Source organism: Thalassovita sp. (assembly GCF_963691685.1).
Classification (GTDB): domain Bacteria; phylum Pseudomonadota; class Alphaproteobacteria; order Rhodobacterales; family Rhodobacteraceae; genus Thalassobius.
The window spans coordinates 209,426-223,157 of record NZ_OY829290.1 but is presented as its reverse complement, the minus strand read 5'-3'; the positions used below and the strand labels follow the sequence as shown (position 1 = coordinate 223,157).

15 protein-coding genes are annotated in these 13,732 nt (G+C 60.1%); 6 read left to right on the top strand and 9 right to left on the bottom strand.

What is annotated here, in order from left to right; genetic code table 11:
* The first annotated feature begins 31 nt into the window (after positions 1-31).
* Positions 32-925, top strand: coding sequence for an epimerase (locus ACORLH_RS01015; RefSeq protein ID WP_321830762.1), 894 nt, complete (start codon positions 32-34; stop codon positions 923-925).
* On the opposite strand, the gene ACORLH_RS01010 is transcribed toward ACORLH_RS01015, so the two are convergent.
* The 9 genes from ACORLH_RS01010 to ACORLH_RS00970 form a co-directional block, all read right to left on the bottom strand.
* The gene (locus ACORLH_RS01010) at positions 912-1,898 is read right to left on the bottom strand and encodes an endonuclease/exonuclease/phosphatase family protein (RefSeq protein ID WP_321830761.1); all 987 of its coding nucleotides are present in this window, start codon (positions 1,896-1,898) and stop codon (positions 912-914) included. The two genes, ACORLH_RS01015 and ACORLH_RS01010, sit on opposite strands and share 14 nt — an antisense overlap.
* A 26-nt stretch (positions 1,899-1,924) precedes the next feature.
* Positions 1,925-2,755 carry a hypothetical protein gene (locus ACORLH_RS01005; protein WP_321830760.1) on the bottom strand — a complete coding sequence of 277 codons (831 nt, stop codon included), beginning with the start codon at positions 2,753-2,755 and terminating at the stop codon, positions 1,925-1,927.
* Between the two features lie 327 nt (positions 2,756-3,082).
* Positions 3,083-3,613 (bottom strand): HdeD family acid-resistance protein, encoded by a 531-nt coding sequence (locus ACORLH_RS01000; RefSeq protein WP_321830759.1) that lies wholly within the window; start codon positions 3,611-3,613, stop codon positions 3,083-3,085.
* Positions 3,614-3,781: 168 nt separating this feature from the next.
* Positions 3,782-4,387 (bottom strand): 3-isopropylmalate dehydratase small subunit, encoded by a 606-nt coding sequence (leuD, locus tag ACORLH_RS00995; protein WP_321830758.1) that lies wholly within the window; start codon positions 4,385-4,387, stop codon positions 3,782-3,784.
* A gap of 22 nt (positions 4,388-4,409) precedes the next feature.
* Entirely contained in the window at positions 4,410-5,774 is a 1,365-nt protein-coding gene (locus ACORLH_RS00990) for a glycosyltransferase family 4 protein (protein WP_321830757.1), read from the bottom strand.
* Between the two features lie 3 nt (positions 5,775-5,777).
* Complete coding sequence (gene leuC / locus ACORLH_RS00985) at positions 5,778-7,187, bottom strand: 3-isopropylmalate dehydratase large subunit (protein WP_321830756.1); 1,410 nt, start codon at positions 7,185-7,187, stop codon at positions 5,778-5,780.
* Between the two features lie 225 nt (positions 7,188-7,412).
* Positions 7,413-8,156, bottom strand: a complete 744-nt coding sequence (locus tag ACORLH_RS00980) for a sulfite exporter TauE/SafE family protein (protein ID WP_321830755.1) — start codon at positions 8,154-8,156, stop codon at positions 7,413-7,415.
* A gap of 51 nt (positions 8,157-8,207) precedes the next feature.
* Positions 8,208-8,420: a helix-turn-helix transcriptional regulator gene (locus ACORLH_RS00975; RefSeq protein WP_321830754.1), complete on the bottom strand. Its 213-nt coding sequence runs from the start codon at positions 8,418-8,420 to the stop codon at positions 8,208-8,210.
* Positions 8,420-8,944, bottom strand: coding sequence for a DUF2975 domain-containing protein (locus tag ACORLH_RS00970; protein ID WP_321830753.1), 525 nt, complete (start codon positions 8,942-8,944; stop codon positions 8,420-8,422). The genes ACORLH_RS00975 and ACORLH_RS00970 overlap by 1 nt, the downstream gene beginning before the upstream one ends.
* Before the next feature lie 72 nt (positions 8,945-9,016).
* On the opposite strand from ACORLH_RS00970, the gene ACORLH_RS00965 reads away from it, so the two are divergent.
* The 5 genes from ACORLH_RS00965 (at position 9,017) to gpmI (ending at position 13,679) form a co-directional block, all read left to right on the top strand.
* Positions 9,017-9,535 (top strand): hypothetical protein, encoded by a 519-nt coding sequence (locus tag ACORLH_RS00965; protein WP_321830752.1) that lies wholly within the window; start codon positions 9,017-9,019, stop codon positions 9,533-9,535.
* Positions 9,536-9,593: 58 nt separating this feature from the next.
* Positions 9,594-10,970, top strand: a complete 1,377-nt coding sequence (locus ACORLH_RS00960) for a mechanosensitive ion channel family protein (protein ID WP_420719790.1) — start codon at positions 9,594-9,596, stop codon at positions 10,968-10,970.
* A 272-nt stretch (positions 10,971-11,242) separates the two neighbouring features.
* Positions 11,243-11,611: a ribosome silencing factor gene (gene rsfS, locus ACORLH_RS00955; protein ID WP_058245392.1), complete on the top strand. Its 369-nt coding sequence runs from the start codon at positions 11,243-11,245 to the stop codon at positions 11,609-11,611.
* Positions 11,612-11,615: 4 nt separating this feature from the next.
* Entirely contained in the window at positions 11,616-12,086 is a 471-nt protein-coding gene (gene rlmH / locus ACORLH_RS00950; RefSeq protein ID WP_321830750.1) for a 23S rRNA (pseudouridine(1915)-N(3))-methyltransferase RlmH, read from the top strand.
* A gap of 72 nt (positions 12,087-12,158) precedes the next feature.
* Positions 12,159-13,679, top strand: coding sequence for a 2,3-bisphosphoglycerate-independent phosphoglycerate mutase (gene gpmI / locus ACORLH_RS00945; RefSeq protein WP_321830749.1), 1,521 nt, complete (start codon positions 12,159-12,161; stop codon positions 13,677-13,679).
* Positions 13,680-13,732 lie beyond the last annotated feature (53 nt).

Below are 13,732 nucleotides of genomic sequence, written 5' to 3'. Positions count from 1 at the left end.
CTATGGCGGATGGTTTTGAAAGGACGACAAAATGACCCAAACTGTTTTGATCCTTGGCGCCACCGGCCGATTTGGTCGCCACTGCGCCAGCGCCTTTGCCGCGGCGGGCTGGCAGCTGCGCCGGTTTGATCGGGCACGTGATGATCTGGCTCAGGCCGCCCGAGGTGTGGATGTCATTGTTGCAGGTTGGAATCCGCCCTACCAGAACTGGGCCGCAGAGGTTCCGATCCTGCATGAACAGGTGCGGCAGGCGGCCTTGGCCAATGATGCAACGGTGATCCTGCCCGGCAATGTCTATGTCTACGGCCCCGACGCGCCCTTTGGCTGGACCGCAGATACCCCACATCTGGCCCGGAACCCTTTGGGCCGCATCCGCGCCCAGATGGAAGCGGCCTATCGCGATGCAGGGGTGCGGACGATCCTCTTGCGGGCGGGCGATTTTCTGGACACCGAAGCCTCGGGAAATTGGTTTGACAAGGTGATGGCGCCCAAACTGCGCAAGGGCATCCTAACCTATCCCGGCCGCCCTGATGCCCCACATGCCTGGGCCTATCTGCCCGATCTGGCCCGCGCAGCCGTCGCCCTGGCAGATAAGCGCGCAGCCTTGCCGCGTTACTTGGACCTGCCGTTTCCGGGCTACACGCTGACAGGGCAGCAACTGGCAGATGCCCTGTCCCAGGCGCTTGCGCAGCCTGTCCAACTGCGCCGCATGTCATGGGCGCCGCTGCATCTGATGCGGCCGTTCCTGCCGATGATGAAACATCTTTTTGAGATGCGCTATCTCTGGGATCTGCCGCACCAGCTGGATGGTACAACCTTCCAGAATTACCTGCCCGAGTTCATCCCCACCCCGGAGGAGCACGCCCTGCAACAGGCCACGCGCCACCTGTCGGGATCGGCTGCGGCACAGGTCACGGCGGCTTGATATCCACCCAGACCAATCGGTGACGGCTGGCAGCGGGATCCGCGTCACTGATCCCCGCCGCGATCACCGTCACATCCCGCGACGGCAGCACATAGTCCACCCGCATCGGCCCGGTTTGGGCCCAGTTCACCGTTGGACCCTTGGCTGCCAGAGGGTCCTGTAAGTCGGGATGGCCGAGCAAGGCCAGCAGGGGTGGTTTCTGCCCCTCGCCCAATGTCGGGTCATTGTTGGCATCGCCCAGCAAGACCACAGGCCCCTCAGGCACCGGGCCAAGCTGCCCGGCCAGCAGCGCCAGCCACAATCGCAACTCATCCGCGTTGCGGTACCCATTGCGATCCTCTGGCCCGTCGAACACCGGCGGGCTGGCATGAAACGCCAGCAGGTTCACCCGCCCCTTGGGGGTGGCCACCGGGACCAGCCAATGGGCCACCGCGCTTAACCGCTGCACGTCGCGAAACGCATCTGGCAACACCTCAGGCCGGGTGGCCCCCTCAGCCCCGGGCAGTTCCGCCCATAGCAGCGGGGAAAAATCCCTGACGCCCTCCTCCTCCACCGGGTAGCGCGACAGGAGGGCCATGCCGCCCTGCCCCGAAAACTGACCATAGCCCTGCGCATCACGGGCGTGCCCCAATCGCCCGTCACCATCCAGATCCAGCCCCGTGGGCCGGCCAGAATTGGGGCGCAGCGCAAACACAAAAGGGTAATCCACCCCTCGCAAGCGCAAGAGATCGGCAAAGGCCGTCAGCGCCTGCCGCCCATGGTCAAAATCAAAGTCCTGCAACAGCACGATATCTGGCCGCGTGTCAGCAATGACCGCAACCACGGCCTGCACCTGCGCCTCACCGCGCAGGATGTCGCGCAGCAACAGGCCGGGCCCTTTGCGCGATAACTCTGTGTTGAAGGTGGCAATGCGCAGCCCCTGCGCAGTCGGTTCATTTGCTGAGGCGCCCCCGGCAAAGGCCCAAAAGATCACGACGGCAATCAGCCGCCGAAAAGCATCTAGGCCGTATCAGCCAGCTTGGCCTCGGCATAGGTGCGACGACGCTTTTCGTCGATCATCTCGGCGACGCGGCCAATGGCGACGCCACGCAGAATCATATTTGCCGGCAAACAGGCCCATATCATCATCGACCAGATCAAAACATGCGGGTTCATCAGCACGTTGAGGTCAATCCATCCCGACAACCCCTTCAGCACTGCAGGGATCAAGAATGGCAGGATAAAGCCTAACATTACGTTAATGCGGGCATCACGTTGCAAACGCAGAAGCACATCGCCTTTGGTCGGATCAAACATCGGCAGGTTGACCCAAACGTTGAAGGCGCCGCCCCGCATCGGCCAGCCGGAAAACCGCACCACCGCCAGGAACACCAGGAGGACACCACCGGCCAGGCTATAGGCCACCGCGGCCGCAACCCGCACATGGTCGATCAGCGCCTGTGGGGCATCGGCAGGCAGCGCCAGCAGCGCCAGACGCACCGGCGAATAAGGAAAATCGGCCCATTGGCCCAGCAGACGACCAAGCGCCTGTAGCAACAGGCCCAGCTGAGAAGGATAGACCTCTGCCCGCAGAATCAGGGCCAGCACCAGAACCACAAGGAACACCGCCGCAAACCGCATCCGGTTGAACGGCGCCGCATCTCGGAACTCAAGAATCGATGGAAACTCAGTGCTGTATTCAAGGAAGGTCATCAGCCCGGCAAGGAAGGCCAGCAGGACAACCAAAGCCGTGGCATCGCCCAGCCCAAGGGGCAGCAGCAAAAATGGGACGGCCACCAGAAGTGCCACCCAGAAAGCCCGGAATACCGCGCCTGCCACACGTTCGATCACAACCCGATCCCTTCATGTTGGCCAGATGCGATACGCTGCCACATCCGTTGTCCAACTTGATGCCGCCCGGTTTGGGCGGCCTGCCTCATTCTTGCCCCAATTCTGCCTTGTTTGCGGCAGGCGCTCAACCCGGGCGGCCCGAAACACCTGAGATTTCACCGACTTGCCGGCCAGAGTGGTGCCCGATTGCATCAATCAAAGGGGGGAATTTCCGGTAAAATACCAGATTTTGTGGGTCACCTGCCCAGATACACAGCCCGATTCACAATATGGATCGCAGCCTGAATCACTTGGGCAGGCGACATAGGTCTAACCGGTCACGTGGCCTCAGCTTTGGCCGACACGTCGCAGGAAGAAGGCCACAAAAATCAGGCCGAATCCGTTGAACAGCATCTCAATGCCCAACAGAACCCCGATGAGATTAAGCAGCCAAGCAGGATCTTCGGCGGCGTTCAGCCAGATCATCCCGGCCAGCACAATCGACAGGATCCCGGAAATCAGCATGGGCCAGAAAAACTGCGTTCCGCGCATTTGCAGGGCGTAAATCACCCGGGCGCTGCCGCCAATCACGAAGAGGATCAGCACCAACATCGAGAGGGACATGGTGCCCTGCAGCGGGTTTGAGATGAAAGACCAGCCCAAAAAAAGCAGCACAATGCCCGGAATGATCGAAAGCGCTTTGTTGCCAAGGCCATCCACCATGAAGCCGCCAGCAACCTGGAACCCGCCGCTGACCAGTAACAAGATGCCCGTCACCGCGGTCACCGCGATGGACGCCACCACCGGCGCGCCTAGAATAAATACACCAAACACCAGGGACAGAAGCCCCAACAAAAGCAGTTTCACCCAGTCACTCATGTCTCAACTCCTATGAAAATGCCTGAAATACTGAGAGCAGCTAAGACTGAAATGGGCCCTGAGTAAATCAAACATCGCCTGAGCAGACATTTAGCCCGGTAAATCCCGAGCAAAAGAAAACCCCCGCCGAGGCCGGCAGGGGTTTCACAGATGTTATTTTTAACAGGATCAGACCCAGGGGCGTTCGGCGGTCAGCTTCTGCTCATAGGATTTGATCGAGTCGGCCTTTTCCATGGTCAGACCGATGTCATCCAGACCGTTCAGCAGGCAGTGCTTTTTGAACGCATCCACTTCGAAACCGATGGTTTCGCCATCCGAGGTGGTGATTTCTTGGGCTTCCAGATCGACAGTCATCCGTGCGTTTGCGCCTTTCTCCGCGTCGGCCATCAGCACATCAACCTGTTCCTGCGGCAGAACGATCGGCAGGATGCCGTTCTTAAAGCAGTTGTTGAAGAAGATGTCCGCGAAAGAGGTCGAAACGATGCATTTGATGCCAAAGTCTGCAATCGCCCAAGGCGCGTGTTCACGCGAGGAGCCACAGCCGAAGTTGTCACCGGCGATCAGGATCTCAGCGTCGCGGTACTGCGGTTTGTTCAGCACGAAATCTTCGATCTCGGTGCCGTCGCGGTTGTAACGCATTTCGTCAAACAGGTTCACACCAAAACCGGTGCGCTGGATCGACTTCAGGAACACCTTGGGGATGATCATGTCGGTGTCGATGTTGACCAGCGGCATAGGGGCCGCAATGCCTTGGAGTTTTTCGAATTTTTCCATTAACTCAGTCTCCTGGGTTCATTCATGTTTCTTGCGGATGCCACAGCGCTGTGTCCAGCGGCGCGGGACGTGGGATTTGCCCGTCCCGTTTCAGCACCCAATGATAGATGTCTTTGATGTGTTTGGCCTTGGCGGCCCATGTGTAATGCGTTTTGACCTTTGCCCGCGCCGCTGCCGCCATCGGCGCCAACATCTCAGGGTCTGACAGAACCCGGGCCAATGCAGCGCGGAACCCCGCCACCACATCAGCGCGCGATCCCATCGCCACCTTGATACCCGTTGCCTCATCCACCAGCTCCGAAGGACCTGCGTAGTCACAGATCACCGGAACCACGCCCAGCGCCATCGCTTCCAGCACCACGCCGCCGCCAAACTCCCGCACAGAGGGGAAGGTCAGCATATCGGCGCGGCCAAGGATGGACTGCACATCTGCATGTGCGACCCAGCCATGGAAGGTGATCGCCCCGTCAACGCCCAGATCTGCGGCTTGCGCTTTGAGCCCCGCCAACATCGGACCATCGCCGATGATGTCCAAGACGAGCGTGCCATCACGCAGAAAGGGCTCAGCCGCCTCGATCAGCATATCCGGCCCCTTGTAGGGCACCAGACGCCCGACAAAACAGCCGCGCAGCGGGCATGTTGCCCCCCGTGGTGGCAAATTACCTTGCAGATCAAACCGGGTGGGATCAATGCCGTTTTCCGGCACCAAGGTCACCTTGCTTTGATGCTGTGCAGGCATGTCACCCGCCGTGAAGCGAGAGCCCGCAATGATCGCCGAGGCCGCATTCAGCATCCGCCGCCGCGCACCGGAGAGCTTGTAAGCACCCCGCACATAGGACAGCCATTCGCGTTCGGCCCGGCGTTCGCGCTCAAAGCCTTTTGGCCAAGGCACACCGCCGTTCAGCGGCCCCATGACAAAAGGCACAGCCGCCGCTTTGCACTTGGCCGCCAACAGACTGTTGGCGGTTGGGGTCAATGGGGTCACCCGATGCACGATGTCATAGGCCCCGGCCCGGATCTGCGATCCGAACTGGCGCCAGACTTTGCGCTCAAACACCGGGTAGGCCAGACGGGACGACAGCGCTGTGACCATTGTCCAGCCTTTGCCTTCGCCCATCCGCAGCGCTTCGCCCAGACGGTAGATGCCACGCGCCACCGTTTCCGTGTCGATGGCGGTGAAATCCTGCCCTTCCACCAGACCTGCCCGCAGGAAGGCCTCACGGTTGCGCACCTGTGTGACGATATGCACGTCACATTCGCTGCGCAGAGCATTGGCAAGGGACCAGCCGACCAAAGGTACACTCACCCATTCAGGATTGGCCGCTTCCGCGATGACAAGCACGCGGAGACGGTCAGACGTTCCAGAAGGGGTGAGCGCCGCACACATGGGTTACATCAGCTCACGTACATCGGTCAGCTTGCCGGTCAACGCTGCCGCAGCAGCCATACCGGGGCTTACCAGGTGGGTACGGCCCTTATAGCCTTGACGCCCCTCGAAGTTGCGGTTCGAGGTGGACGCGCAGCGCTCATTCTCGGACAGCTGATCGGGGTTCATTGCCAGACACATCGAGCATCCCGCCAGACGCCATTCAAAACCGGCCTCTTCAAAGATTTCGGCCAGACCTTCTTCTTCGGCCTGTGCCCGCACCAGGCCTGAGCCCGGAACGATCATGGCACGCATGCCTTCTTTGATCTTTTTGCCTTTGACCACTTCGGCCACAGCGCGCAGATCTTCGATCCGGCCGTTGGTGCAGGACCCGATGAACACGGTGTCGATCTCAATGTCCGAGAGTTTCTGACCGGGGGTGAGGCCCATGTATTCGATCGAGCGACGGGCCGCTTCAATCTTGCCGCCTTCGAAGTCTTCCGGCGCCGGGACAACACCGGTGATCGGCAGAACGTCTTCAGGGCTGGTGCCCCAGGTCACAACCGGTTCGATGTCTTCGCCACGCAGGGTGACAACCTTGTCGAAATGCGCACCTTCGTCGGTGAAGAGGGTCTTCCAATACTCCAACGCCTGTTCCCAAGCGGCACCTTTCGGCGCGTGGGCACGGCCCTTGCAGTATTCAAAGGTGGTCTCATCAGGGGCGATCAGACCTGCACGTGCGCCACCTTCGATGGCCATGTTGCAGACGGTCATGCGGCCTTCCATCGACAGATCGCGGATCGCTTCACCACAATATTCGATCACATAGCCAGTGCCGCCGCCGGTGCCGGTTTCCCCGATCACGGCCAGGGTGATGTCCTTGGCGGTCACACCCGGCTTCAGTTTGCCAGTGATTTCCACCTTCATGTTTTTGGACTTCTTCTGGATCAGCGTCTGGGTGGCCAGAACGTGTTCCACTTCCGACGTACCAATGCCGTGGGCCAGTGAGCCGAACGCGCCATGGGTCGCGGTGTGGCTGTCGCCGCACACAACGGTCATGCCCGGCAGGGTCCAGCCGTTTTCCGGGCCAACAATGTGCACGATGCCCTGACGCACGTCAGACACCGGATAGTAATGCACACCAAACTCTTTGGCGTTCTTATCCAGTGCGGAAACCTGAATGCGGCTTTCCTCGGTCATCTGCGCGGGATCTTCACGGCCGGCCGTGGTCGGCACGTTGTGGTCCGGCACGGCAATGGTTTTGTCCGGCGCGTGTACCTTGCGGCCCGCCATGCGCAGCCCTTCGAAGGCCTGCGGTGAGGTCACTTCGTGTACAAGGTGGCGGTCGATATAAAGCAGGCACGTCCCGTCTTCGGCTTCATGCGCGACATGGGCGTCCCAGATTTTATCATAGAGTGTCTTCGGGGCGGTCATGGTCCTCTCCCGTGGATTGTCTGTGTATGTAAGGGTTATGAAACAACGAAAGGCCCACCGCACAGGTAGGCCGGCCAGCTCATAGGCAGGCTAGGACGGCGCGTTTTGCGCCGAAGAACCGCCAGGGCAGAAAGCTGCGGTCGTCGATATCGAAAATACGTTTCATTGCGCCCGTCCTACACCGAAGGGCAATTTTCCGCAAGGCACGGCGCGCAGGGCAGCGGGTCAAATTCGGGCGAAAAACACCGCTGACATGCCCATACCGATCAGGATGATAAAGCCGCGCACCACCGCTTTGGGCAGGATCTTGGCCAGATGGGCGCCGGCGAATCCCCCCGCGATAGCCGCCACCGCCATGATCAGCGCCTCATTCCAATGCACGATGCCCGCCACCGCAAAGGTCGCCACCGAAATTGCCGAGATCACAAAGGACAGGGCGTTTTTCAGCCCGTTCATCTGATTGAGGCTCTCCATCCCCCAGAGCGCAAACAGTGCCAGTAGGACAATCCCCAGACCCCCGTTGAAATAGCCGCCATAGATCGACACCGCCATCAGGCCAAAGGTGCCGTAAGGCGTGGCCTTCAGCGCGGTGCCGCGCATCCAGTTCTGGATCTGCGCCTGAAAGGCAAAGGCCAGCGTGGCCGCCAGCAACAGGAAAGGCACCAGAACCGCAAAAACCTCATTAGAGGAAACCAGCAACAACAGCCCCCCGATCAGCCCGCCAATCAAGGTCACCACACAGGCGCGCAACAAGGCCGCCCGTGGCAATTCTCCAATCTCACGTTTGAAGCCCAGCGCCGCCGACAAGTATCCGGGGAAGACCGCAACCGCGCTGGTCGCATTGGCCGCCACCGGCGGAATGCCAATCATCACTAAGGCAGGGAAGGTCAAAAAGGTGCCGCCACCTGCAAGCGCGTTGATGATGCCAGCCCCAAAACCGGCTGCGAGGATCAGAAGAATATCAAGCATGGCCAGATGGTTATAGACAGATCAACACCGTTGCAATGGCACTGACAATACTCATTCGGATAGGGGCACAGCCTCCAACAGGTCCCCCGGCTGGCACTCCAGCACATCACAGATCCGCGCCAGTGTCTCAAACCGCACGCCTTTGACCTTGCCAGATTTCAAAAGCGAAAGGTTCTGTTCGGAAATACCAATCCGCTCTGCCAGTTCTCGTGATTTCATCTTGCGCAGGGCCAGCATCACATCCAGACGCACCACAATTTCCATCAGACAAAGGCCTTGTTTTCGGCCGCAACCGCCGCGGCTTCCCGCAAGGCGCGGCCGATTACGGTCAGCAATCCCGCCAGCAAAAGAAGACTCGCATCGTTGCTGGACAGCGCCACAGAGACCGCCCTTTGGCCCACCGGGTTGGCCGAGGTCAAAAGCACCGTCAGAACCGGATGAGCAAGGACCGAGGCAATCGCCAGCAACAGAGTCCCCTTGCCAATCCGCGAAATTCGCGTGGCCGCGGCGGCGCTCAGCAGATCGCCAGCGCGGTAAATGTCAAACAGCTGATGCGCCTGCAGTAGCACGTAGATCGCCACCGCCATAACCGCAGCCGCCACCACAACACTACCCAGCCAAGCCCAAAGCGACAAATCCCCCATAATAGGCACATCCCCCCGCGCCAAAACCAACACCTCAGGGTTTTGAAAACTAACCCAGGCGCCGATCAGCATCGTGACCAGCAAACCCGCAATGGCCAAACGACAGCCCCAGAGAAGCAGCAAGGAGAGATTTCGCGTTGTCATGATTGACTCCATGCAAATTAATAAACATTTATTGTTTTACATTAAATTTTACGCGAATCAATGGAGAATTCTATGAAGCCAATTTTCGCTGCCCTCCTCTTTCTAACGGCTTGCGGGTCGATCAACCCGCTGACCGCCGCCAGGCTCAGCCAATTGGACCCGCTGACCAGTGATCCCGCCAACCTTGCCGCCCAGGTGACTCTGCCACCCGATATTGCGATCCCGACCGGAGGGATGGAGATGTATTTTGGCGCCACGCGTGACGGGCAAGAGAAAAGCGCCACGGTGCAGCTGGATCAACATGGCGACATCTGGCGACTAAGCCCTGAAGACGTGATGAGGCTGAAATCCCTGCAACGCGAAATCGCGATCTGGCAGAATGAGGCTCCAGACGGCACCGAGGGCACCCTCTCAATCAGCATTGCAGGTTGCAGCCTGACCGACGCGCCCAATCCGCAAGGGGAGATTTCCGTCCGCCTCAGCTTCGACGGTGGCGCGCAGTTCCGTCCGTTCCTCACCGGGCTCACTGTTGCTGACATGATGCAACAAATCGGTGCAGGCGAGACATTGGACCGTTGCAACGGACTTTGACAGTTCAAGCTGTTGCCCGAAGGCGCCTTCTGTGCACCAATAGGCACAGAGGGAGCTTATGGACGAAGAGAGCAGCACAACTTTAGACCAAACCGCTGAAGCCGCCGCTGACGCCGCGCCCGCTGCTGCGCAGGAGATGGCACAGGATGTGGCGTTAGGGCTAGCATCGGACTTCGAACGGTTTCTCACCGGGCTGTTGCGGCCCTGGAACGCCTATCAAGTGGCGATTGCCCTGGGGCTGGTTCTGGCGACCTACTTGCTGACACGTGTTCTGGGCCCACGGCTGCATGACTGGATGCGCACCCTCACCGGCTGGCCCACCTGGCGGATGCGCATTCTGGTGATCCTGCACAAACGGCTGAACCTTATCCTGTTTGCCGCACTCATCTGGCCAACCGTCTGGATCATGCGCGAAGTCACCTGGCCCAGCCGCAGCTACATGCTGGCGATCATTGCGCAGCTGGCGCTGGCCTGGCTGGTCATTGCCTTCCTGACCCGGCTGATCGGCAACAAATTCCTGCGCTCCGTGGTGCGATATACCGGCTGGATCTGGGTCACCCTCTCGATTCTGAACCTCACCGACGAAGCGCAGGCCCTGCTGCAAAGCGCTGCCGTCGATTTTGGCGACCTACAGCTGTCGCTTTGGACAGTGGTGCAGGGCATCGCCGTGGTTGGGGTGCTGATCGCAGCGGCACGGTTTCTGGCTCGGGTCTCCACGGACCGGATCCGCCGCAACGCTGAGATTTCCCCCTCAATGCAGGTGCTGCTGGTCAAGGTTCTGCAACTGGCGCTGTACTCCGCCGCGCTTTTTGTCGGGCTGAAGGCGGTTGGCGTCGATCTCACCGGGCTTGCCTTCCTTTCGGGTGCCATTGGTGTCGGCCTTGGTTTTGGCCTGCAAAAGGTGGTCTCAAACCTCGTCAGCGGCGTGATCATCCTGCTGGACAAGTCAATCAAACCCGGCGACGTGATCTCACTCGGGTCCACCTTCGGCTGGATCGAAGCCCTTGGCGCGCGCTATGTCAGCGTGGTCACCCGGGACGGCAAGGAATACCTCATCCCCAATGAGGATCTGATCACCGGACAGGTGGTCAACTGGTCCCATTCCAACGACTATGTGCGGCTGGATATCCATTTTGGCACCGCCTATCACGATGACCCGCATCAGGTGCGCCGCATCGCCATTGCAGCGGCGCTCAGCGTGGATCGCGTGCTGGAAAAGAAGCCCCCGGTTTGCCACATCATCGGCTTTGGCGACAGTTCGGTGGATTACGTGCTGCGGTTCTGGATCGAAGATCCAACCGGCGGGCTGACCAACATCCGCGGCAATGTCTATCTGGCGCTTTGGGATGCCTTCCAGGAACATCGCATTTCCATCCCCTTCCCACAGCGCGAGGTGACCATGCTGCCGCCAAACCTGCCCGCTGATTCCGACTGACAGATTGGGGCCTTGCCCCAAACCCCAGAGTATTTGCAAAACAGTGAAACCGCCTTTCAACGTCGCCAAATACTCTCGCCGAAGGCAAAACCCGCCAAAAACCGGCGCAAAGGCGTGAAAATGGGCAAAACGGGGCGTTTTCCCGCTTGAAGGTAAGATTGAGATTCCACATATCCGGTGCTAATCTGAATCTGTCCAGCGCCGGGACGCAGAACGGCGTTTGCAAGAAGGAGGACTATGTCCTGTCTCTCAACACCAAAGCGGAGTCCGCAATGAGCCAATCCGCCAAAGATGTCACCAGCGAAGAGTTGCTGGCACACATCCTTTCCACTCTCGAAGATGAAAAGGCCGAGGATATCGAGCAGATCGACCTGCGCGGGAAAACCTCGATCGGCGATTATATGGTGGTCTGTTCCGGCCGCTCGTCGCGTCAGGTTTCGGCCATCTCAGAAAAACTGGTGGACCGTCTGAAACAGGATCTGGGCCGTGCGTCCCGTGTGGAAGGCAAGGCGACCGGTGACTGGGTGCTGATCGACACCGGCGACATCATCGTGCATGTCTTCCGCCCCGAAGTGCGCGAATTCTATCAGATGGAAAAAATGTGGCGGGACGGCATTTCGCCCGACAAACCGCAGGGCTAAGCCCATGCGGGTTCATATCTGCGCCGTGGGCCGGTTGCGCACCGGCCCTGAAAAGGCGCTTATTGACGATTACACCCAACGTTTTGACCGCACCGGACGGGCCCATGGCCTGGGCCCCCTCACCTTTCATGAGGTTGAGGATAAGAAGGGCGGCGGCATGGCGGCGGAGGCCGCGCTGCTGGAGCGTGTGATCCCCAAGGGGGCCCTGCTTTGCGTGATGGATGAACGCGGCAAGGTTATGTCCTCCCCGCAGTTTTCTGACAAGCTGGGCGAATGGCGCGACAACGGGCGTCAGGATCTGGCGATTGTGATCGGCGGCGCGGATGGCATTGACCCCAGCCTGCGGGCCAAAGCCGACTTTGCGATTTCCTTCGGCAAGATGGTCTGGCCGCATATGCTGGTGCGGGTGATGCTGTCCGAACAGCTTTACCGTGCGGCCTCCATTCAGGCGGGCAGCCCCTACCATCGGGTCTGATCAGCCCCGCCTGAAAGCTTGCCCCCTTCCGCTCAGCCGCTTAGATAGCAAGTAAGAGCGAAAGGGCAAGCTATGACTCATCCAAAACCCGTTGTTTTGTGCATCCTTGATGGCTGGGGCAAACGTGCGGAAAACGGGGCCAATGCGCCCGCATTGGCAAACACCCCCGGTTTTGATCGGATCATGGCCACCTGCCCCTCGGCAGAGCTGATCACCCACGGTCCCGACGTTGGGTTGCCGCGCGGTCAGATGGGCAACTCCGAGGTGGGTCACACCAATATCGGCGCGGGCCGGGTGGTGGCAATGGACCTTGGGCAAATTGACCTGTCGATTGAAGAGGGCACCTTCCAGACCGAAGCGGCCCTTGTCAATTTCATTGAGACACTGAAGACCTCAGGCGGCACCGCGCATTTGATGGGCCTGGTCTCGGACGGTGGGGTGCATGGTCACCTGACCCATATCATCGCAGCGGTGAAAGCCGTGACAGATGCCGGTGTTCCGGTCGCCCTGCACGCCGTCACGGACGGGCGCGATGTGGCACCGAAATCCGCCCTGACCTATCTGGCTCAGCTGGAGGCAGCCCTGCCCGACAACGCCCGGATCGCCACCGTCACCGGCCGCTACTACGCGATGGATCGCGACAACCGCTGGGAACGGGTGTCCACCGCCTATGCTGCGATGGTTCAGGGCCAAGGCGCCGCTGCGACCTCCGCCGAAGAAGCAGTTGAGACCTCCTACAGCAAAGACGCCAGTGATGAATTTGTGGCTGCGACGGTCATCGGCGATTGCGCCGGCGCCAAAGACGGCGACGGTTTCTTCTGCCTCAATTTCCGCGCAGACCGCGCCCGTGAGATCCTGCGCGCCATCGGCGAACAGGATTTCGCAGAATTTGACGTCAGCCCGCGCCCGGATTGGGCAGCGCTCCTGGGGATGGTGGAATATTCCGAAGGCCACAACGCCTACCTCTCCACCGTGTTTCCCCCGCGCAATATCGTGAACACGCTGGGCGCCTGGGTTGCGAAACAGGGCAAACGTCAGTTCCGTCTGGCCGAGACCGAGAAATACCCCCATGTCACCTTCTTCCTGAACGGTGGCAAAGAGGATCCTGAGGTTGGCGAAGACCGCTATATGGCGCCCTCGCCCAAGGTCGCCACCTATGACCTGCAGCCCGAAATGAGCGCCCCGGAGGTGACCGAAAACTTCGTCCGCGCTATCGAAGAAGGCTATGACCTGATCGTCACCAACTACGCCAACCCCGATATGGTGGGGCACACCGGCGATCTGGACGCGGCGATCAAGGCCTGCGAAGCCGTGGATCAGGGGCTGGTCGCGGTGATGGCGGCGCTGGAAAAAGCAGGTGGCGCGATGATTGTGACCGCAGACCATGGCAATTGCGAAACCATGGTGGATCCCGAAACCGGTGGCCCGCACACCGCGCATACCGTGAACCCGGTGCCCGTGGCGCTGGTTGGCGGCCCCGCCGGCGCGACCCTGCGCAACGGACGCTTGGCCGATCTGGCACCGACGTTGCTGGCGCTGATGGGCCTGCCGCAACCCGAAGAGATGACCGGCCGGAGCCTGCTGCAGGAATGATCCGTGCGCTGATCCTCCCGCTCAGCCTGAGTGTTGGCCTGAACATTGGCCTG

Bases quoted from the DNA above. Each gene is read 5' to 3' on its own strand.
- rsfS (WP_058245392.1), top strand. From the start codon at position 11,243: ATGAGCCAATCCGCCAAAGATGTCACCAGCGAAGAGTTGCTGGCACAC.
- ACORLH_RS00990 (WP_321830757.1), bottom strand. From the start codon at position 5,774: ATGTGTGCGGCGCTCACCCCTTCTGGAACGTCTGACCGTCTCCGCGTG.
- gpmI (WP_321830749.1), top strand. From the start codon at position 12,159: ATGACTCATCCAAAACCCGTTGTTTTGTGCATCCTTGATGGCTGGGGC.
- ACORLH_RS01000 (WP_321830759.1), bottom strand. From the start codon at position 3,613: ATGAGTGACTGGGTGAAACTGCTTTTGTTGGGGCTTCTGTCCCTGGTG.
- ACORLH_RS00960 (WP_420719790.1), top strand. From the start codon at position 9,594: ATGGACGAAGAGAGCAGCACAACTTTAGACCAAACCGCTGAAGCCGCC.
- leuC (WP_321830756.1), bottom strand. From the start codon at position 7,187: ATGACCGCCCCGAAGACACTCTATGATAAAATCTGGGACGCCCATGTC.
- ACORLH_RS00975 (WP_321830754.1), bottom strand. From the start codon at position 8,420: ATGGAAATTGTGGTGCGTCTGGATGTGATGCTGGCCCTGCGCAAGATG.
- rlmH (WP_321830750.1), top strand. From the start codon at position 11,616: ATGCGGGTTCATATCTGCGCCGTGGGCCGGTTGCGCACCGGCCCTGAA.
- leuD (WP_321830758.1), bottom strand. From the start codon at position 4,387: ATGGAAAAATTCGAAAAACTCCAAGGCATTGCGGCCCCTATGCCGCTG.
- ACORLH_RS01015 (WP_321830762.1), top strand. From the start codon at position 32: ATGACCCAAACTGTTTTGATCCTTGGCGCCACCGGCCGATTTGGTCGC.
- ACORLH_RS00980 (WP_321830755.1), bottom strand. From the start codon at position 8,156: ATGCTTGATATTCTTCTGATCCTCGCAGCCGGTTTTGGGGCTGGCATC.
- ACORLH_RS00965 (WP_321830752.1), top strand. From the start codon at position 9,017: ATGAAGCCAATTTTCGCTGCCCTCCTCTTTCTAACGGCTTGCGGGTCG.
- ACORLH_RS00970 (WP_321830753.1), bottom strand. From the start codon at position 8,944: ATGACAACGCGAAATCTCTCCTTGCTGCTTCTCTGGGGCTGTCGTTTG.